This is a genomic window from Glutamicibacter sp. BW77, assembly GCF_002332285.1.
Classification (GTDB): Bacteria; Actinomycetota; Actinomycetes; order Actinomycetales; family Micrococcaceae; genus Glutamicibacter; species Glutamicibacter bergerei.
The window spans coordinates 20,053-40,837 of the sequence record NZ_NRGT01000084.1 but is presented as its reverse complement, the minus strand read 5'-3'; the positions used below and the strand labels follow the sequence as shown (position 1 = coordinate 40,837).

The 20,785-nt window shown below is 55.9% G+C and carries 18 protein-coding genes; 12 read left to right on the top strand and 6 right to left on the bottom strand.

Features of this window, described 5'->3' with window-relative positions; translation table 11 throughout:
- On the bottom strand, window positions 1-1,121 hold a 1,121-nt coding region (locus tag CIK74_RS16950; protein ID WP_096257552.1), incomplete at its 3' end, for a hypothetical protein.
- Window positions 1,122-1,300: 179 nt separating this feature from the next.
- On the opposite strand from CIK74_RS16950, the gene CIK74_RS16945 reads away from it, so the two are divergent.
- On the top strand, window positions 1,301-3,148 hold the full coding sequence (locus CIK74_RS16945) for a calcineurin-like phosphoesterase family protein (RefSeq protein ID WP_096257551.1): 1,848 nt from the start codon (window positions 1,301-1,303) through the stop codon (window positions 3,146-3,148).
- A 111-nt stretch (window positions 3,149-3,259) separates the two neighbouring features.
- Window positions 3,260-4,234: a D-2-hydroxyacid dehydrogenase family protein gene (locus CIK74_RS16940; protein WP_096257550.1), complete on the top strand. Its 975-nt coding sequence runs from the start codon at window positions 3,260-3,262 to the stop codon at window positions 4,232-4,234.
- On the opposite strand, the gene CIK74_RS16935 is transcribed toward CIK74_RS16940, so the two are convergent.
- On the bottom strand, window positions 4,200-4,916 hold the full coding sequence (locus CIK74_RS16935) for a phosphatase PAP2 family protein (RefSeq protein ID WP_170947927.1): 717 nt from the start codon (window positions 4,914-4,916) through the stop codon (window positions 4,200-4,202). The two genes, CIK74_RS16940 and CIK74_RS16935, sit on opposite strands and share 35 nt — an antisense overlap.
- 66 nt (window positions 4,917-4,982) lie before the next feature.
- On the opposite strand from CIK74_RS16935, the gene CIK74_RS16930 reads away from it, so the two are divergent.
- From CIK74_RS16930 to CIK74_RS16895, 8 genes are all read left to right on the top strand, one after another.
- Complete coding sequence (locus CIK74_RS16930) at window positions 4,983-5,441, top strand: 23S rRNA (pseudouridine(1915)-N(3))-methyltransferase RlmH (protein WP_170947926.1); 459 nt, start codon at window positions 4,983-4,985, stop codon at window positions 5,439-5,441.
- 63 nt (window positions 5,442-5,504) lie between these two features.
- Window positions 5,505-5,969, top strand: a complete 465-nt coding sequence (locus CIK74_RS16925; RefSeq protein WP_096257548.1) for a hypothetical protein — start codon at window positions 5,505-5,507, stop codon at window positions 5,967-5,969.
- 58 nt (window positions 5,970-6,027) lie between these two features.
- Entirely contained in the window at window positions 6,028-6,492 is a 465-nt protein-coding gene (locus tag CIK74_RS16920; RefSeq protein WP_141392984.1) for a hypothetical protein, read from the top strand.
- On the top strand, window positions 6,476-6,778 hold the full coding sequence (locus CIK74_RS16915; RefSeq protein ID WP_096257546.1) for a transcriptional regulator: 303 nt from the start codon (window positions 6,476-6,478) through the stop codon (window positions 6,776-6,778). Before CIK74_RS16920 ends, CIK74_RS16915 begins: the two co-directional genes overlap by 17 nt.
- 40 nt (window positions 6,779-6,818) lie before the next feature.
- Entirely contained in the window at window positions 6,819-11,483 is a 4,665-nt protein-coding gene (locus tag CIK74_RS16910) for an ATP-dependent helicase (RefSeq protein WP_096257545.1), read from the top strand.
- A gap of 23 nt (window positions 11,484-11,506) precedes the next feature.
- Window positions 11,507-12,322: a DNA-formamidopyrimidine glycosylase family protein gene (locus CIK74_RS16905; RefSeq protein WP_096257544.1), complete on the top strand. Its 816-nt coding sequence runs from the start codon at window positions 11,507-11,509 to the stop codon at window positions 12,320-12,322.
- Between the two features lie 11 nt (window positions 12,323-12,333).
- Window positions 12,334-13,341, top strand: coding sequence for a pseudouridine synthase (locus CIK74_RS16900; RefSeq protein WP_096257554.1), 1,008 nt, complete (start codon window positions 12,334-12,336; stop codon window positions 13,339-13,341).
- A 103-nt stretch (window positions 13,342-13,444) separates the two neighbouring features.
- A complete protein-coding gene (locus tag CIK74_RS16895) occupies window positions 13,445-14,344 on the top strand; it encodes a hypothetical protein (protein WP_096257543.1) in 900 nt (299 codons plus the stop codon).
- Here the strand turns inward: CIK74_RS16895 and CIK74_RS16890 are convergent.
- From CIK74_RS16890 to CIK74_RS16880, 3 genes are all read right to left on the bottom strand, one after another.
- Complete coding sequence (locus tag CIK74_RS16890) at window positions 14,341-15,117, bottom strand: SDR family NAD(P)-dependent oxidoreductase (RefSeq protein ID WP_096257542.1); 777 nt, start codon at window positions 15,115-15,117, stop codon at window positions 14,341-14,343. The genes CIK74_RS16895 and CIK74_RS16890 overlap by 4 nt on opposite strands.
- Before the next feature lie 219 nt (window positions 15,118-15,336).
- Window positions 15,337-15,795 (bottom strand): GatB/YqeY domain-containing protein, encoded by a 459-nt coding sequence (locus CIK74_RS16885; RefSeq protein ID WP_096257541.1) that lies wholly within the window; start codon window positions 15,793-15,795, stop codon window positions 15,337-15,339.
- 281 nt (window positions 15,796-16,076) lie between these two features.
- Entirely contained in the window at window positions 16,077-17,525 is a 1,449-nt protein-coding gene (locus CIK74_RS16880) for a DHA2 family efflux MFS transporter permease subunit (protein ID WP_096257540.1), read from the bottom strand.
- Between the two features lie 182 nt (window positions 17,526-17,707).
- Here CIK74_RS16880 and CIK74_RS16875 point away from each other — a divergent pair, with 182 nt between their 5' ends.
- On the top strand, window positions 17,708-18,247 hold the full coding sequence (locus CIK74_RS16875) for an NUDIX hydrolase family protein (RefSeq protein WP_096257539.1): 540 nt from the start codon (window positions 17,708-17,710) through the stop codon (window positions 18,245-18,247).
- An 11-nt stretch (window positions 18,248-18,258) separates the two neighbouring features.
- Here the strand turns inward: CIK74_RS16875 and CIK74_RS16870 are convergent, their stop codons facing one another.
- On the bottom strand, window positions 18,259-19,344 hold the full coding sequence (locus CIK74_RS16870) for an FUSC family protein (protein ID WP_240520579.1): 1,086 nt from the start codon (window positions 19,342-19,344) through the stop codon (window positions 18,259-18,261).
- A gap of 134 nt (window positions 19,345-19,478) precedes the next feature.
- Between CIK74_RS16870 and tgt the strand changes: the two genes are divergently transcribed.
- The gene (gene tgt, locus CIK74_RS16865; protein ID WP_096257538.1) at window positions 19,479-20,771 is read left to right on the top strand and encodes a tRNA guanosine(34) transglycosylase Tgt; all 1,293 of its coding nucleotides are present in this window, start codon (window positions 19,479-19,481) and stop codon (window positions 20,769-20,771) included.
- Window positions 20,772-20,785: the final 14 nt, after the last annotated feature.

The following is a 20,785-nucleotide window of genomic DNA, read 5'->3' as shown; positions in this document are numbered from 1 at the left end:
TTGACTTGAAAATTTCCGCAACGACAATCTTCGTTGTAAGCGTCAAGACAGTTCCAAATGTCCGGCTCCGCATAAAATCTCAGCTCATCGGTGAACCAGTAGGTTTGATCGGGATCCCATCCGGCAATCAGGGTGGCAAAGTTTTCGTCTACGACCAAGCATTCTCCGGCGAGCGCCAAGTAACCGGCAATGCTCAGATGTACACCGTCATAGTCTTTGGATACCGCAAACCAGTCGGGCATCACCCACGCTCCGTCTCGTCCGGTGGTCCGATACCATTCGTGGCGTTTATGGGCGGTGACCTCGATGCCGTAGTCCCGGCATAGTTGCACCCAATCGTTGGCTGTGGAGATTTCTAGAACTTTGACAGAAGGAGGAACGCTAGCTTTCCGTGTGACTGCTTGCTCCCAGGTGAAGGCATCTTCAACGCAGCTCATTCCTATTGGTTGCTGGTTAGTGAACACCCCTGTAGTGGCCCGCAAGTCCCAACTAGGCCTGGACCACCATTCACCTCCAATCATGGCGGTGACCGGTGTTGGCTTTTCTGCGCGCGCACGTGCCTCGGTGAGGATCAAGTTCTCTTTCCATCGCAGCAGCTTGTCAAAGACGCTTGACCCGGTGCTCGTCATCGAGCCGGCGGGATCAGGCTGGTCAAATTCCACATGAAACTGTGTGCGCAGATCAACCGGGGCTAACCACTGCTGCGTGAGACCAGAGGCCACAATATACTCGGCGACCCGACACAAGGCGTTGCGCAGCGCGGGCGCAGCTAACAAGGTGTCCTCCCCATCTGGTTCTTGCCAGTATCTGGCATGGACAACAGAACTTTCCAGCGACTTTTGCAAGATCTGATCGGTGACCGGCAACAGCATGGTGGCGCTTATCAGCTTGGCAAGTTCCTCCACGCTCACGGTGACGGTGCGTCCTTCGTCCGCACCCGGACCAAACATGATGACCGAATCACCACGGCATGCCTCTACTTGGTACGACGCATAATACATTGCCGAATGCAGCGGGTGATCAGCGAATTCAGACAGCGCCTGGGCTTCACTGGCCAACACAAATTCCCAAAGCACACGCCGCCCCCGCCGACCACTAAGCAACAGCTCGACGATATCCATGGCTTACTCCTGCAATCGGCGAATCAAAACGATAAATCTTCCCAAGACACCGGGTTAGTTTTTACGAGATCGATTATTAGACATTACCCCAGAGCTCACTGCTATTTACCTCCGGCTGACAACGTTGGCTCTGGCTGGTCAACAGACTGACCGAATGTCACCACCCCGGAGGAACGTTCGTGAAATCATTCGCTCAACCCGGCAAGACCAATCGTTGCACCCCACTTCGGATCACCGCAGGTTCACTTGTCCTTCTCGCAACCTCGGCCGCCCTCACCGCGGCGAATTCCGCACCCGTTCCAGAACAAGCCAGTACTTCCGCCGCCAGCTGGAAAAGCACCGCCTACCGTGGCAGCGTCCAAGTGGTTCCCGCCAACGCTGAGCAGACGAATATCACTCCCGAGTCCATCGATGGCGTGGTGTTTGATGACCGTAACAAGAACTCCGCACGGGATGTTAACGAACCAGGCAGACCAGGTGTCACGGTGTCCAACGGACGCGAGGTGACCACCGCCGATGGCCAAGGCCGCTATGAACTTCCTGCATTTGAGAACATGACCATATTCGTTACCCAGCCTCGTGGCTATCAGGTCCCAGTCGATGAACATAACGTCGCGCAGTTCTTCTATACTCATCTTCCCCAAGGGTCACCGGAGCTCAAATACGGTGGGATCGCGCCAACCGGCCACCTGCCTGAAGCCGTCAACTTCCCGCTCACCCAAAGCTCCGCCACCCAAAACCCAGAACAGAGCTGCCTGATCGGCGCGGACGTGCAAACCTACAATCAAAGGGAAGTTGAGTTCGCTCGCAATGGTGTGTTCACCGATCTGGCGCAGCGCACCGACTACACCGGATGCGGGGCACTGTTCATCGGCGACTTGGTGGGCGACGAGCTGTCCTTGTTCACCGCGACGCGCGAACTAACTTCCATGCTCAACGGGCCGGCGCGTTTCCTTCCCGGGAATCACGACATCGACTATGACTCCTTGGATGGGGACCATGAATTCGATAGCTTCCGCGCCCAGTTCGGGCCGGAGTACTACTCCTATGATGCTGGGAAAACGCACGTAGTCGCGCTGAGCACCATCGCCTACCCCACCAAGGTCCCAGCCAAGAAGGGCGACTACACCTATGATCTTGGCGAAGAGCAACTGGGTTGGTTGCGTGCCGATATCGCTAAAGTTCCTCAGAACAAGGCCATCGTCTTAGCCGGGCATAGCCCGCTGCTGGAATTCTTCTACAGTGATGACCACACCACCAAGCAGATCAAAGAAATCTACAAGATCCTCGAAGGACGCGAAGTCATTTCCTTGGGCGGGCACACGCACATGTCGGAGAATCTGCGGGCCGGAGACATGCTGGCCGGATGGCAAGATGAAGTGGGCGAGGACGGTTTGCCCTTCACCCATCTGACGGTGCCAGCGGTTTCCGGACAGTGGTACGGCGGGCGGGTCACCGACAATGGATATCCAACGTCCATCCAGCGTGACGGTACCCCACCGGGAGTCTTGACCCTAGATATCAAAAACACCAAGGTCACCGAACACTTCACGATTACCGGAGGCGATACATCAAAACAAATGTCGCTGGGACTTAACACCCCGCTCTACCGCACGTGGTACGAGCAAAACATCACCAAGCCACGTGGCACCGTGAGCGCACTGGAAGATCCGCTAACGGTCAGCCAAGCAGATCTGTCCAAGGACACGTGGCTCACCACAAACTTCTGGATGGGAAGTACCGGCTCAAAAGTTGAGGTGAGCCTTGATGGCGCAACATCAGCCACTGCTAAACGTACCCAGCAATTGAACGGTGAACGTCCACGCGTAGGCGCCGAGTTCTCCGATTCGGTAGCTATCGCCGAACAGTTCGTGCATGGTGGCGGTCTGGCCGAGAAGACCACCCACCTGTGGCGGTTTGAAGTACCTTCGGATCTTGCGGTGGGGTCGCACATGGCAACGGTGAAAGCCACCGACGTCCACGGACGTACCTTCACCGACCAACTGACCTTTGAAGTCACTTCGTAAGCGAGCGTAGGTCTTCGCGGTGCCAGCTTAGGTCAGCTGGGCACCGCCATATTCATGACTCATAGGCTCCCTATCGGGCCCTAAGGGCCATGGGACGCATAGGATGAGACCATGCGTATTGCTATCTTGGATGACTATCAGAACGCGGCTCGCGACTTCGCAGATTTTGATGCACTGGCTGCAGAGCTCAACGCCGATCTCACGGTGTTCAACGAACACCTCGGCCACGAAGACGATGTGGTCTGCGCGGCGCTAGAACCCTTCGATGTCATCGTGGCGATGCGCGAACGCACCCCGTTCACCCGGGCACGTTTCGAAAAGCTGCCCAACCTGAAAATGCTTGTTTCTACCGGGCGACGCAACGGTTCGATCGATTTGGCCTCCGCAGGACTGCATAATGTGGTGGTTTCACATACTGGCTATTCACCAACCGACGCCGTGGAACACACCTGGGCGCTCATCCTGGCTGCCGCGCGCAGGCTTGACGTGGAGCTGTTCTCTGCACAGTCTCCACGTGGTGAGGCAGAGCCTTGGCAGTCAACCTTCGGCATGGGTTTGGCAGGCAAAACCCTCGGCGTTTACGGCCTAGGTAATCTTGGGTCGCGCGTGGCCAAGGTCGGTCTTGCCTTCGGTATGCGGGTTATTGCTTACAGCCAGAATCTGACCAAAGCTCGGGCTACAGAGGTGGGTGTCGAGCTGGTCTCGGAAGCTGAGCTCTTCGCAACTAGCGACGTATTGACCATCCACCTGAAGCTTTCCGATCGGAGCACCGGAGTGGTCAGTGCCAAGCAACTGTCTTGGATGAAACCCGAGGCCATTTTGGTGAACACCTCACGTAGCCGCATTGTGGAAACCCCGGCGTTGATCACCGCACTGGAGAACCGGTTGCTGCGTTTGGCTGCGGTGGATGTCTTTGACGTGGAGCCATTGCCGGTGCTTGATCAGCTGTCCCGTACCCGCGGGCTGATCGCGACACCGCATATTGGTTATGTAACTGCCGAACAGTTTGAAATGTTCTATCAGGATTCGGCTGAGAATATTCGTGCGTGGGCTAAGGGTTCACCGATCCGCGTGATGGGTCTCTAACCACGGGTTTCCGAGGCACAAAGTAGAAGTGCAAGATTGCGACTACCGCGGCCCAAGCGGCACCGATCAGCAGTCCTACCACTACGTCTGACACCCAGTGGTGCCCAATGTAGATGCGTGATGCGCCCATGGCGAGTATAAAGAGCGCCGCGATGATGCTGATCAGGTATGCGTATCTTTGCAGACCGTAAACAATGGCCAGGTAGCTGGCAATACCAATTAGCGCGGCCGCGTTGAGTGTATGGCCGCTGGGAAATGAAAACGATTCCGGCGGTGCAGGTCCACCGGGAATCCCCTGCGGACGGATGACTTGAAGGCTCGCTTTGAGAATGACCGTAAGCAGCACCGAGACCAGCGCGGTGAAAGCAACCGTTGCCAATGGCCATACGCTGCGCGTCCACCAACAGAGTAAGCCGGTCAGCACGAGCATGATCATCGTCATTCCGGGGGTGGACCCCCAGAAATATAGGAAGTCAGAAATACCTTGTAGTGCTGGAGTTTGATGATCTAAAACCCACTGGTATGTGGGTTGGTCCATGTCTTTAGCCCAACCACCGACATGCAAGGAAACTAGCACTCGTCGAGTGAAAAAGAACATCGCAACCACAAGACCAAAAATGATCCACAATATTTGTGTGCCACGAGGCTTTTGCCCCTGACGGAAGTTCCAAGACGATCTCATAGCTTCCATCGTAGTGGGCACGTCGGTACGCAACTTCCGCCCCGGGCTATACGGAACAATAGAACCATGACGATCAAGATCTTGGCCATCGGCAAAAAACATGAATCCTGGGTAGACGAGGGAATCGCTCGCTACGAAAAGCGCCTGAAGAAGCCTTTTGACCTGTCGTGGCAGTTACTTAACCATTCATCGCGTGAGAACGATGCGGCACGCATCGAGGAATCTGCACGAATCCTCGCGAAGATCGATGACCGTGATTTTGTGGTGTTGCTCGACGAACGTGGCAAGAACGTGGACTCCCCTGCTCTAGCGAACACACTACGAGCCCCAATTGATTCTTCACGCAACGTCGTCATCATCATTGGCGGGGCTTACGGCGTAGACGCCTCGGTTCATCAGCGCGCGAACTTTGAGTGGTCCTTGTCTAAGCTGGTCTTTCCGCATCAGCTGGTGCGACTCATCCTCACCGAGCAGCTCTACCGGGCCCAAGATATTCTCGCCGGTGGCAAATACCACCACGTTTAAGCACGCCCCTTGACTTTCCATGATGGAAAGACAAGACTTTCCATAACGGAAAGTGAGAAAATCATGACTGGTGAACAAGAGCGGATCGATAAGCTGACTGCAGCTGAGCTTTTGGTAACCGCTGATCGAGCTTCCCATACGATGGTTTCTACTGGTGGTTCAACTCGTGTCGTCCTGCTTGTATATGTCTTGATCGGCAGCACGGTGCTGAGCCTTGCGGACGTTATTTCAGGAACCGCCATTCTGTGGCTGGCAGCTTTGATCATCCCGGTCTTGCTGGTGCAATTTTTTTCCACGCGTAATCGAGTCAAGGCTCGCCCTGTGCTCGATGGTTCAGCTATCTACGGCTGGTATTCCTTTATGGCGATGATTGCCATATTCTGCTTGCGCATGTGGACGGCCGTTGACCCATGGGCTATCGGATCCAAATGGATCATTTCGTGTTTTGTCATGTGGCACCTGCTCTCTGCGGCGCAACGAAGCCTGGATAAGGATCGGGTGCAGGACGCGCAGGAACGAGCCGCATGACTTGCTAAGTCACCCCGCAACCAAAGCGTCCGCATCTATCCACGAAGAGGAGGCAACTTTGAACCCGGCATCGCAGAATCCGCCAACGCATGATGCTCAAGCACTTCTCGCTCAAGCCGAGGAAGCATCCACTGCCAGCGTGAGAGCTACAGAGCCACCGCTCGGATTCCTACTTAGCTTGGCATTGACCTACGCGGGCATCTTCTCACTTCACGGAATCATCAATTCAGCACTCTGGTACTGGTCCTTGTTACTCTTCTTGCCACTGCTGGTTTGGTACATCTATTGGTCTCGCAAGCGCCCAAAATCCCGACCGGCGCTGAAGCACTCCGGCAAATACATGCTCGGAGTATTTCTCATGATCGGTGGGATGCAGTTCGGTAATTTCTGGATTCCGCAGACTTGGCTGCTAATCGCGCTCAAGTTCATGGCACTATTCGCGGTGCTTATCACCGCACTGTGGGTCATGCGCCGAGAAACGATCACCTCTCGCATCAAGGATGGGAATGAACAAGCAAGCTAACACGGCACGCTTCGACGAGCTGATCCATGCACCGATTAGGCTGCGCATCTGCGCCAGTCTTGCGCCCGTGCAATGGGCAGAATTCGCCCATCTCCGTGATGCTTTGAACATTGCTGACTCGGTGCTCAGCAAACATCTGAAGCAACTTACCGACACCGGTTATATCCAAATCGAACGATTCACAAAGCTAGGCCGCAGCCATATGCGGGTCTCCTTAACCAGGGCCGGTCGGGATGCCTACGTCGGACATGTGGCAGCCTTACGCGAAATTACGGCTGGCGAATAATGCCACTTCTTGTCGGTCCCCACGACGTAGTATCAATTCCATGAACGAGATTCTTTCCAGGTTTGGCACAGCGACCCGTCAGTGGTTCACGGACGTTTTCACCGAACCAACGGCAGCCCAAGTAGGCGCCTGGGATTCAATCTCCAGCGGCCACCACACGCTAGTCATCGCGCCCACTGGTTCGGGTAAAACCCTAGCGGCGTTCCTCTGGGCATTAGACCGACTACACCAAGCCGAAGTTCCCAAACCAGCACTGCCAGGGCTGGAACCTGAAACCACGCAAGGCTCTGGTGCCGGCACTAAAGTGCTTTATATTTCACCGCTCAAGGCCCTGGGTGTGGACGTTGAACGCAACCTGCGTTCCCCACTGGCGGGGATCCGCGCCACCGCGCATGAATTGGGGATCACTCAACCCTCGGTTTCCGTGGGGGTGCGCTCCGGTGATACTCCCCCGAATGTGCGCAGGCAGCTGTTAAAGAACCCGCCGGACATCCTGATCACGACACCCGAATCTTTGTATCTGATGCTGACGAGCCAGGCACGGCAGACCTTGACCAGTGTGCACACCATCATCATCGATGAGGTGCACGCAATCGCTAGTTCCAAGCGCGGCACCCACTTAGCTTTGTCCCTAGAACGCCTCGATTCGCTCTTGTCGGTGCCTGCCCAACGCATTGGGCTTTCGGCCACCGTTGAGCCACCCGAAGAGGTAGCTAGATTCCTTGCAGGTTCTGCGCCAGCAAATATTGTGCGCCCAAAATCCACTAAAAAATGGGAACTAGCGGTCCGCGTTCCGGTGGAGGACATGACAGACCTTCCTGCTGCGGCAGGAGCCCACGATCTCGGTCCAGGTTCCTCGCCCACAGCAGGGGCAAGTATCTGGCCGCATGTGGAAAACCAACTCGTTGATCTGGTCCTGGAGAACCACTCGACAATTATCTTCGCCAACTCGCGCCGTCTGGCCGAACGGCTCACCGGCAGACTAAATGAAATTTACGCCGAACGTGAGGGATTCGCTGCCGAAAACGCCGCAACTTCCAGCCCGGCAGCAATGATGGCTCAGGCAGGATCCAGCGCGGCCAGCGACCCTCAAGCACCACTGCTCGCGCGAGCGCACCACGGTTCGGTGTCCAAGGATTCTCGCGCCCAAATTGAGGAAGACCTCAAACTTGGCAGGCTACGTGCGGTAGTTGCCACCAGCTCACTGGAATTGGGCATCGATATGGGACTGGTTGACTTGGTCATCCAGGTCGAATCCCCCAACTCTGTCTCCTCCGGATTACAACGCGTAGGACGTGCCGGACACCAGGTGGGTTCCGTTTCCAAGGGTATTTTCTTCCCCAAACACCGCGCAGATCTGCTCTCTACCGCGCTTGTAGTCACCCGTATGCGAGATGGCGCCATTGAAAAAATGGTCATCCCCGCCAACCCGCTAGATGTGCTGGCCCAACAAACCCTCGCGGCGGTCGCCATGGATGAACTGGACGTCGAGGCCTGGTTTGATACGGTTCGCCGGGCAGCCCCCTACCAGCAGCTGCCACGCAGCGTCTACCTCGCCACCTTAGATATGCTCTCGGGCAAGTACCCCTCCGATGAGTTCGCCACGCTGAAGCCACGACTGGTCTGGGACCGTGACGCCGGAACCCTCACCGCCCGCCCCGGGGCCCAACGCCTTGCAGTGATTTCCGGAGGCACCATTCCGGACCGCGGACTGTTCGGTGTATTCCTCGCCGGCTCGGAAGATGACAAAGCCCCCAAACGAGTGGGCGAACTTGACGAAGAGATGGTCTATGAATCACGGGTGGGAGACGTCTTCGCGCTCGGTGCTACCAGCTGGCGTATCGAGAACATCACCCACGACAGGGTGCTTGTCACCCCAGCCTTCGGCCAGCCAGGCAAACTACCGTTCTGGCATGGCGATGGGCTAGGCCGCCCGGTAGAGCTGGGCGCCGAACTAGGCAAATTTACCGCCGGGCTGCTCGCCGAAGAACGCGGGGAGGCCGCCTCACGGCTGGAACATAGCGGACTGGACTCGTACGCCGCTAATAACCTGTTGAATTATTTGGGCGAACAACAACGCGCCACCGGTCAGGTGCCGAACCATCAAAACTTTGTCATCGAACGCTTCCACGACGAACTGGGCGACTGGCGCGTGATACTGCACTCCCCCTTCGGGCTGTCCGTCCACGCACCATGGGCCTTGGCCATCGGCGCCCGAGTACGTGAACGCTGGGGGCTGGATGCCTCGGCGATGGCAGCCGATGACGGGATTGTTTTGCGCATCCCCGCGATGGATGATGAACCGCCAGGGGCTGAACTCTTCGCCTTCGAAGCAGATGAAATCGTTGACGTAGTTACCTCCCAGGTAGCGAACTCCGCGTTATTTGCCGCCCGCTTCCGTGAGTGTGCCGCGCGTGCTTTGTTGCTGCCACGGATCAATCCCACCAAACGCACTCCCTTATGGCAGCAACGCCAACGCGCCAGTCAGCTACTAGACGTAGCGCGTAACTACCCGGACTTCCCGATCATCTTGGAAACCGTGCGCGAATGCCTGAACGACGTCTATGACCTACCTGCGCTGCGTGAAATTCTCTCCCACGTTTCTTCCCGCGCCATCCGGCTGGTGGAGGTACAAACAGAACTCCCGTCCCCTTTCGCGCAATCCTTGCTCTTTGGCTACGTAGCTCAATTCCTCTACGAATCCGATGCGCCTTTAGCTGAGCGCCGTGCCGCTGCACTCAGCCTAGACCCGGTACTGCTTGGTGAACTACTAGGCCGCAACGACGTTCGCGAGGTCCTCGACGCACAGGTGATCGCGCAACTTGGCGACCAGTTGCAACATTTAGCGCCAACCCGCCGCTTCAGCGGCGCTGAAGGAGTGGCGGATCTGTTGCGTCTACTCGGACCGATGAGTGCAGCCCAGCTTGCACTGCGCTTACGCCATCCGGAGCACGAGGATGAAGCACTTGATGAGCAGACCGCCCGAATCCACGCCGAAGCTTTGGTGGCCACCCGCCGCGCATTCACCCTACGTTTGGGAGGCAAGCACTCTTACGCAGCCATCGAAGATGCCGCTAATCTTCGTGATGCTTTAGGCACCCCGCTACCCACTGGAATTCCCGCCTCGTTCTTGGAACCCGCAACACAACCGGTTCAGGACCTGGTCTCTCGGTACGCGCGCACTCACACCCCATTTACGGCCGGCGAATTAGCAACAGCATTGGGGCTGGGTGTTGCGATGCTGCGTCCGGTGATGGACCAACTCGTGGCCGCCGGACGATTATCGCTAGGAGCTTTCCGTCCTTTAGAGCTAGTCCCGGACGGTGTTTCGGGGGATGAATATACCGATATCCAGGTATTGCGCACTATCCGCACCCGCTCGTTAGCGGCTTTGCGTGCCGAGGTGGAACCGGTAGACCAAGCCACCTATGCCCGGTTCTTACCCACCTGGCAGCAGGTCGCCTCCCAGCTGACCGGAAGCGATGGAGTCTACGAAGTGATTGCTCAATTAGCTGGCGCAGATCTTCCTGCCTCCGCGCTTGAGTCCTTCATTCTTCCAGCCCGACTACGCAATTATCAGAGTGCTTGGTTAGATGAATTAACTAGCTCCGGTGATGTTCTGATTTGTGGTGCGGGAGCCGCCGGAGGCAACGACGGATGGCTGTCCTTACACACCGCCGAACATGCGGCGCTCACCCTGCCCGGGGGAAATACCAGCGAGTTGAGCGCGCTGGACTTAAAGGTGCTGAACTCATTTCAAAGTACCGGTGCTTATTTCACCGAAGAAATTGCGGCGCTACTACACCACAGCGAAGAGGTGCCACCGAGCAACCAAGAAATCACCGAGTCCTGTTGGAACCTGTTCTGGGCCGGTTTCATCTCCCCGGACACACTCACTCCGGTGCGTGGTTACCTTGCAGGTGGCAGCACCGCGCATAAAATCGCTAAGCCTGCCCCTCGAGCACGCGCGGCAAGACTTAACAGGTTATCGGGATTAAACCGCTTGGCTCGCGAACAAGCAGGGCAGTCCGCTCGTTCGGTCCGTGGTGGTGCAAGGTGGGCTTTACTCCCGCCTCCGGTCACGGACCTGACCATCGCCGCCCATGCCACCGCCGAGGTGCTCCTAGAGCGCTACGGCGTTCTCACCCGGGGTTCGGTCGCTGCCGAAGCTGTGCCCGGAGGATTTGGGCAGCTGTACCGCGTGCTGTCCAAACTCGAAGAAGCAGGCCACGCCCGCCGCGGATACTTCATCGAGAAACTCGGTGCCGCCCAGTTCTCCACTTCCAATACCATCGACCGTTTACGCGGTTTTGTGTTAGCTGATGATCCACGCCGCAAACCCACGGCCACTGTCTTAGCTTCCACAGACCCGGCGAATCCCTATGGTGGCGCGTTGCCTTGGCCGGTGGGCGATACCGGGCACCGTCCGGGACGTAAGGCTGGCGCTTTAGTCGGATTGCTCGACGGTTCGCTCTGTTTCTATTTGGAACGTGGGGGCCGAACCGTACTAACCTTTGGTGAGCATTCAGAAGATGCGTGGCAGCTGCTCGCATCTGAACTTGTGACGACGTTGCGCACCGCAAAGGTAGACAAGATTGCCATGGCCACGGTCAATGGCGAATCGGTCAGTTCACATCCTTTGGCAGCTCCGCTACTTGCCGCAGGATTTTATTCCACTCCACAGGGAATTCGGTTCCGCCGCTAACCACTACAAGTTCAGGAGGGTTCATGCCCGAAGGCGATTCCGTCTATCGTGCCACCGCTCGGTTGCATCATGCCCTGGCCGGCCACAAGCTACTACGCAGTGACTTTCGAGTTCCTCAGTTAGCCACCACGGATCTGAGAGACTATACGATTGACGCGGTCCGCCCGCGAGGCAAACACCTGCTGATGCGCCTAGTCCCACCTGCCGGTAGCGATTTTCAGCCGGTGACGCTACATTCTCATTTATTAATGGAGGGCCGTTGGGATGTGTATTCTCCTGCCGAGCGTTGGAAACGTCCAGCGCATACGGCCCGAGTAGTTCTCTATACCGAATATGCCACCGCCGTCGGTTTTGATATTGCTCAGGTGGATTTGATTCCTACCGACCAAGAGCAAGACCTAGTCGACCACCTTGGACCGGATCTGTTAGGCGCTGATTGGGATTCTAAGCAGGCGAGAAAGAACCTATTGGCTGACCCCGAGCGAAGCATTGGCGACGCATTGTTGGACCAACGTTTGCTGGCCGGAATCGGTAACGTATACCGCTGTGAAGTGCTGTTTCTAGCCAGGACCCACCCGTTGACGCCGGTAGGTAGGGTCAAGAATTTAGCGCGGATTGTTGAGCTCTCCCACCGGCTGCTACAGGTTAACAAAGATCGTGGCAAACGGGTCACTACCGGGGATCCGCACAGCAGAGAGCCGCTGTGGGTTTATGGGCGTGCAGCAAAACCGTGTCTACGCTGCGGAACTAAAATTCAGCTGTTTAAACTTGCCGCACAGAATACCGGGCTAGAACGAGACTGCTATTACTGCCCCGCGTGCCAGGAAATGAAAGAATAGCCCTTATGGCTATGCTCTCCCCACTCCCGGTACGTAACGGCGTCAATGCAACACGTTTGCGTGTGCCCAAGGTTGGGCCATGGGACACCGTCGCAGACTACCTGCTGGAACGCTTCGGCCATGTGGATCCGGACGGTCTCATGCGCCGCTTTGACGAGCAGGAAATCGTTGGTCTCGGTGGGGTTCCACTGAACATCAACACCACACTGGGAGAACACGAGTTCATTTGGTATTACCGGTCATTGCCGGCAGAAACTCCGATCCCCTTTGAAGCAAAAATCTTGCATCAAGATGAACACCTTATAGCCTTGGATAAACCGCATTTTTTGCCTTCCACTCCCGGAGGTCGGTTCATCCAGGAATCCGCGTTGGTCCGCCTGCGCAACCAAGTAGGGAACCCGGATCTGGTTCCCATGCACCGATTGGATCGTGCCACCGCCGGCGTGATCTTGTTCGCGGCAAACCCGCAAACTCGCGGCGCCTATCAACTGCTTTTTGAAAATCGGAAGATCTCCAAAAAATATCAGGCGGTCGTTGCTCTAGAACCTGGGACAGGCCTAGAGACCGGTCGGGTGCTCGAAGCTAATGGAGAACACCCCAACGTCCGTACTGCCCAAGAATTAGATGCGCTGTTGCAGTCAATGCCTTTGGTCTTTGAAAACCGGATGGCCAAGCTTAAGGGCCAACTTCGTTCCTCGGTTGAAGAGGGCGTATCCAACGCACAAACCAAAATTTCTTTGGGGGCCATCGGCACTAGCAAGGGTCACCATACGGGCCTGAAGGTAGCCATGATGGATCTGGACCCGCTCTCCGGCAAAACCCACCAGTTACGTGTCCATCTAGCTTCTCTGGGGCTGGGCATCATCAATGATGCGTTTTATCCGCGACTGTGGGATTTGGCTCCCGATGACTACTCTCGCCCATTACAGCTGCTGGCCCACACAATTTCTTTTACCGACCCACTCACCGGAAAACCGCGTAGTTTCAGCTCGCAACAACGTCTAATAGAAGCGCCATAGACCAAGCCCCTCTTCTAAAAGCCAGTGGATTATCCTAGGCTGTTGCACACACCTGACGAGTAGCGTCAGGGGTCTTGAAGCACACAGCTAAGGACGGTAACCGATGGCAGAGCCGCAGCCCACCGAGAATTTACGTTCGCTAGTGGACTCAGCCCAACAGGCTATTGCCGCCGCCTCACAAAAGCAGAGCCTGCAATTGCCCTACGCCGCTCCTGACCGTCGTCCAAATCCTGCAGTAGAAACCTTTGACAAGGTTCGTTCCGGACTTTTTGGACTAGCCGCAGTCCTCTTACTGATCACTTCCTTAAATGCTGCGCTGGATACCAGCTTTGGTTCCCGAACAAACATTTTGGACACCTCGCAAATTTTGGCATTCATCTGGCCAGCCATTGCGGTGCTGATGATCGCCAGCGCCATTTATTCGGTGTTGCCGCATCAGCTTTCCTCACGGAGGCAACGAGCCATCACCGTCTATGGCCTCTCCGCCGCAGCGTTGATGGCCTGTGGACTGACCTTTACCGCCGGTTTTTTGCTTTGGCCAGGAGCGATACTTGCAACTTTGGCTACCGGCTTCGGGTTGTATGGGATGCTCCAAATGAATCGACATACCGCGCGTAATCATTTAGAGCGCATCGCCACCGATCTACCCGTGAGCTTATTCAGTGGTTTTTCGCTGGTATTCACCGTGCAACTGTGGCTCTCCGCCGCCGGTTGGAACAGCTCAGGACACTTACTGGGGATCAGTATCGTAAGTGTTGTGGTGACACTGCTGGCGGCAGCATTCGCGCAGACAGAACGCGGCCGTCACGCCTTCGCCGCAGGTTTCGGCCTCGGCATGTTATCGGCCGCGTTCAGTGCTTGGCGCCAAGAAAGCGCACCTCTATGGTTTGCCGCGTTATTGGTCTTCATGGCAATAATCGTCTTTATCTGTGCCGAAAGCCGACGGTTCCACATAGCTCACGCAGAACATCGAATCCAGCGTGGGCTACGCGCCGAAGCTTAACGTGGGGCCATCCGAATGGCACCATCGAGTCGGATCGTTTCACCGTTGAGCATTGGGTTGGCAACAATGTGCGCCACTAGATCCGCGTACTCGTCGGGACGTCCCAGCCTAGACGGATGAGGCACCTGTGCGCCCAACGAATCCTGAGCCGCTTGCGGTAGTCCATCCATCATGGGCGTGTGGAAGATTCCCGGTGCTATAGTCATCACTCGAATTTGGTGAGCTGCCAGTTCGCGAGCCAAAGGCAGCGTCATTGCGGCCACCGCACCCTTCGAAGCAGCATAGGCGGGCTGACCAATCTGACCATCAAAAGCGGCCACCGACGCGGTATTGATTATCACTCCGCGTTCACTGGTGCCGTTTGCGTCGACAACCGCTTCGCTGTGTGCCATAGCTTCAGCCGCCAGACGCACCACGTTAAAGGTACCGGTGACGTTAATTTCCAAGACCTTAGCGAATTTCTGCAGTGGAATAACGCCCTCGCGTCCGAGCACCTTTCCTGGAGTGGCGACTCCTGCGCAGTTCACCACGGTTCTCAGGTGTCCGAGTTCGGTGGCTCGTTGCACCGCAGCAGCCACATCTTCTGCCTGGGTCACATCAGCAGGAACATAGCGAACATTTGCAGCAATCTGTGCCGCAATTTCATCACCATCTTCACGAGGAAGATCCAGCGCCACCACGTGCGTGGCCCTCTCGGCAAGTTTTTGTGCTGTAGCTCGTCCCAGACCGGATAGTCCTCCGGTGACGAGCGCGACGGTATCTCGCAGTTCCATCAAATCCCCTTTTGAGCGTTGTTGACGTGAAATTTAGCCTAACCTTCGCGAGGAGATTTGAGAAGTATCCGTTAGTTGAGATGGCAAAACGCCGAAGCCATCGTTGGATCCCTAACGGTTGCACAAGATCCTCAACAACTACCGGCGCATACCCCAGCCCTCAGGTTAACCAAAAAAATTGGCGGTCAGAAGTTTACCTTCCGACCACCAATTACATGTTTAGGCGAGTTTTGCGCGAACAAGCGTTGAAAGAGTTTTACCATCGTAGCGACCAGCGACCTGAGCGTTGATTAGCTTCATTGCGGAGCCCATATCTTTCATCGTCAGCTCACGTTCGGCAGACAACTCAGCCATCACCGAATCAACAATCGAACGAGCCTCATCATCACTCAAAGCTTGAGGTAAATATCCTTCAAGGAACGTTGCCTCAGCTATTTCAGCCGCAGCTCGATCGGAGATCCCCTTGTCGGTGTAGGTCTTCGCGGTTTCATGGCGATTAGCAACCTGTTTGCGGATGAGCGCTTCCACCTCCGCGTCGTTCAGTTCCGTAGGAGTCTTGCCAGACTTTTCACGAGTTTCAATTTCGCCCAAGACATTGCGCAAGGTGGTCAGTTCCATCTTGTTACCTGCCTTCAGCTGCGTGATACTGTCTGTTCGAAGCTGCTCTTTGAGTGACATTTTCTTTCCTATTCCTCAGAGTGTGACGCCGGTGTATACGTCAACACTATTCCTGTTCATCAGGTATTTTGGTACTGCCATTCAAACTCGTTCCTGAGGTACGAGCGAGCTCCAGCACTAAACACCTAAACTGCCCGCTTGAATGAGCCTGGCCGCTTTTTCATCAAGCCAGACTGTCCCAGTGGCGTCTAGGATACCTAGCATTTGTTCAGACGGAAATGGCCACCAGTTTCCGGGAAACCCGGAATCCGATGGCCATTGGCACCGCCATAAAAACTGAATTAGTGCATTGCCGGAGCGTTTTCAGGCTCCTGAGCCGCAAGCTCTTTTTTGCCACCCATCAGGAAACCGATGACCAGGATTCCCACGCCGCAAGCAGCTCCCACGAAGAAACCAGGAGCGAATCCCTCCACCGTTGCGACAAGCTCGTCGCTTCCGGCAGCAAGCTTTGAAGCTGTGGTCGCAGCAACCACGCCGACTACCAACGCGGTACCCATCGCGCCACCGAGTTGCTGCAAGGTTGAGAGCAGGGCCGAACCATGGGAGTGCAAGTGGTGTGGCAGTGGGTTGAGCGCCGTGGTGAAGGCCGGGGTGAAGATCAGTGCCATACCTAGGCTCATCGCCAGGTGCAGCACTACCAATAGCCAGATTGGCGTGGTGGAATCCAGAATCAATGCATAGGCAAATAACACCGCGGTGAGCACCAGCGCACCGGGAACTACCAGTGGACGAGGACCAACTTTGTCATACATTCTGCCGACAAATGGAGCCAGAATACCCATCAACAAGCCACCAGGAAGCATGACCAGTCCGGTAGTCAGAGTCTCCATTCCAAGCACATTGGTGAAGAACATTGGAAGCAGAATGATTACGCCGAATAATGCCACCATCGCAAACATCATCAGCACCAGCGACAGCGTGAAATCGCGGTAGGTCAGTGGGCGCAGGTCCAATAGCGCTTTATCTTCGCGCTGCAATCGGCCCTGCAAGAATGCGAATGCTGCCAAGCACAACACCGCAAGAATAAGGATTCCCACATTTAGTGCCGAGGCGCCACCGGCAGACAACCGGCTCAGCCCGAAGACTAGGCCACCGAAGCCGGGTACCGCCAATAAGATTGAAAGCCCGGACAATGGGGTCTTTGCCTGCCCGGATTCATTACCCAATCGTGGGGTGCCGATAACCAGCGCCAAGATAGCAATTGGGATGATCACGATGAACATGAAACGCCAGGACAGGTACTGCAGAATCAAACCGGACAGCGTCGGGCCAATGGCTGGTGCCACGGAAATGACGATGGAGACGTTGCCCATCAGTACGCCACGTCGTGCTGGCGGAACCAGATCAAGAATCGTGGTCATCAGCAATGGCATCATCACCGCGGTACCGCAGGCTTGGATGACGCGGGCTACCAGCAGTACTCCGAAACCTGGCGCCAACGCGGCCAGTGTGGTGCCTAAGGCGAACATGCCCATCGCCAAGAGGAAAACCTTGCGGGTGCTCAGCACCTGCAAGAGGAAACCTGTCATTGGAATGACTACGGCCATGGTGAGCATGAAGATAGTTGCCAGCCACTGGATCGCGTCAGCGGTGACATCAAATTCGACCATCAGCACAGGCAGTGCCACATTCATGATGGTCTCGTTGAGGATGACCACGAAGCTAGATACGATCAGTACCGCAATCGTGGTGAAATTCTTTTTGCTCAAGCGCTCTGGGGCGTTCGTCAAGGCAGGACACTGCTTCCGAGGGAAGTCGGGGGAGAGAAGCCGCCAAATTTGATGAGACGACTCAACTAATCCTACAGTTCACACTTTTTACGCACTAGAGCGGGTGGTGCGCATTGGCAGTGAATTACGCAACACAGCGCCAAGTTCACCACACACAAGCAATTATGTATGAAGATGGTTCTATGAATGTGCGTACGCCCGACCCATATCCAGGCTGGCTCAACGAAGAAGACCTCTACGAAGCCCGCCAACGTCTTCCGATGCTCTATGTTGAGGCTATCCCCGTGCGCCTCGATCCACTGGGCTATGTCAACGAGGTGGGCCTGCTACTGACCGGGGATGAGTCCGGGCAGATGTTACGCACCTTCGTTTCCGGCCGTGTGATGTACCGAGAAACGATTCGGGCGGCGTTGATCCGTCACATTGAAAAGGATCTGGGCACCATGGTGCTCCCCCAGCTCCCAGCGTCTCCGGTACCTTTCACCGTTGCTGAGTATTTCCCCTCGCCCAGTGAAACTGGACTGACTGACGACCGTCAGCATGCCGTAGCGATGTGCTATATCGTTCCGGTACGTGGTGAATCAACTCCGCGTCAAGACGCCCTCGAACTGACTTGGCTCTCCCCCGCCGAAGCGCTGAGCGAAGACATTCAAGGTGAGTTCGCCGGGGGTCGAGAAAATATTCTCCGACAGGCATTAGCCCATGTCGGAATCAATATTTAAGTAGATCATTATTAACCCTGCTCGGAAACACCTAGGCGCGGGCGCATGCGCTTGCCGAACCAGCTACCAACGAGCACACCAAGGATGCCCACCGCGGAACCGATGACCGTTTCAACTACACGGTCATACATCACCGCGGTGGACAACCCGGTGATCAGACTCGTGCCTACCAGAGCCAGTGGGGTAATAAATACCTGAGCAAGGAAGTAGTTGCGCATTACCAGCATTTCGGCCAAGAACTGAAATAGCCCAATGAAGACCACGAGGATCCACACGGCTGGGTTCAGCACGATAAGCAGCGCGATGAGCAGCATGCCCGCCAACGTGCCGAGCACACGGTGTACGCCGCGACGTACGCGCAGAGCCGTAGTGTGCCCTGCCAACGGCACCACAGCGGCGACCATTGCCCAATAATTGTGGCCAGCTTCAAGTTGACTACCGACAATATTCGCTAATGCGCCAGCTACGCCGGCGGTGAGCACATAGAACAAACCCTCCCACCAGATCGCCTTGCGTACGTTATCTGACAGCGGTGGCAAGGGTGTGCGTTTCCACAGACTTGACCACTGACCCAAGGCCCCACTGGCGCCAATGAACAGCGCCAACAAAATCGTAGCTGCCGCAGCAAACATGGCTTCGCCAAAGGGCGCCGGCTTAGCAATCGAGGCAATTGCGGCGAAGGCGAAGATGTGAAACAGAGAGCCGCCTGGACGCAACCGCAGATATCCCGTAATTACGGAGCAGATACCGGCTACCAACGTGGTGGCTCCGACAATCTGCCAGGCCTTGAACTCGGGGTTATCGTGGTCGATCCAGAAAGTGGAGGCACACAGCGCCAACCCAATCACGACGAAGAAGAGCAGTCCGGAACGGCTCTGCATGCGCAACCGATTCCAGTACCCATCAACACGACCGTAAACGCCGGTGAACGCACCAAAGACCACAAAGACCATCAGGTCTAACCGGTTGATGAGGAGTAAAAAAATCAGTGGCGCGAAGACGCCGATACCTGTGCGTAGACCGATCCAGTGATCTTTCCGAGCAGGACCCAAGGTCACCAAGGAACGTGCGGATTCCTTAAAATTTTGGAAATTCACTAGATCCTTCCGTCGTTTACGACACAGTGCCGTTAACAGTATTATTCGTCTTTGACCAAGTCGAACGCTAGGTTTTGGCTCACTTTTGGGCTGTCGTTTTCCTCACCCGGCACCTGATACGGCACACTGGTTACGTGTCCGAGAAGAACTTTAACCCCAGCACCCCGCATTCCCGCCAAGCCGAGTTCGGTTTTGAGGTGGGTACACGCCTGACCTCTCCGGAGGGTGAGCCGATGTTGGGCCGTACCGGCGTGATCAATACCCCGCATGGTCAAATCAAAACCCCTGCCTTTATTGCGGTCGGCACCAAAGCCACCGTCAAGGCGCTAACCCCGGTACAGGTTGAAGAGCTCGGCGCGCAAGCGGTGCTTGCCAATGCATACCACCTCTACTTGCAGCCCGGTTCCGACATCCTCGACGAAGCCGGTGGCCTAGGCAAGTTCATGAGCTGGGAAGGTCCTACCTTCACCGATTCCGGTGGTTTCCAGGTAATGAGCCTCGGGTCGGGTTTCAAGAAGGTCATCGATATGAAATCCGTGGACCAATCTGGCCCGGATGACGCGGTTGCTCCAGGCAAAGAACGCCTAGCAAATGTTGATGATGATGGGGTCTGGTTCAAGTCCCACCTTGATGGCAGCAAACACCGTTTCTCCCCAGAAATTTCGATGAACGTCCAGCACCAGATTGGTGCCGACATCATGTTCGCTTTTGACGAGCTGACCACCTTACAGAACTCCCGCGGTTATCAGGTGGAGTCCTTGGAACGCACCCGATTGTGGGCTCAACGTTGCATTGCTGAGCATTTTTCCCTGACCGATTCACGTGCGGGCAAAAAGTACCAAGCTCTGTTTGGTGTGATTCAAGGTGCTCAATATGAAGACCTGCGCCGTAAGGCCTGCCAAGATCTCGGGGCAATGGCTTTTGACGGTTTCGGTATTGGCGGCGCCCTAGAGAAAGAAAACCTTGGCACCATCGTGGGGTGGTGTTCCGAAGAACTTCCGGAAAACAAGCCACGCCACCTGTTGGGAATTTCCGAGCCAGATGACATTTTTACGGCTATCGAAAATGGCGCAGACACTTTTGATTGTGTTTCTCCCACTCGTGTGGCCCGGAACTCCGCCTTCTACACGCCACACGGACGGTTTAATCTCTCCGGTGCCCGGTACAAGCGCGATTTCAGTCCGTTGGTTGAAGACTGCTCCTGCTACACCTGCCAGAACTTCACTCGCGCCTACATTCACCACCTGCACAAGTCCAAAGAACTGCTCAGCCACACGCTCATTTCGATCCACAACGAGCACTTCACTGTCAGCTTGGTAGATTCGGCACGCAACGCTATTGAAGACGGTAGCTTCTTCGAGCTGAAGGCAAAGGTCATGTCGGAGTACTACGCCGGCAACCCCGATCCACAAGGACTGCCTGCCTAACTTTTAACTGCATT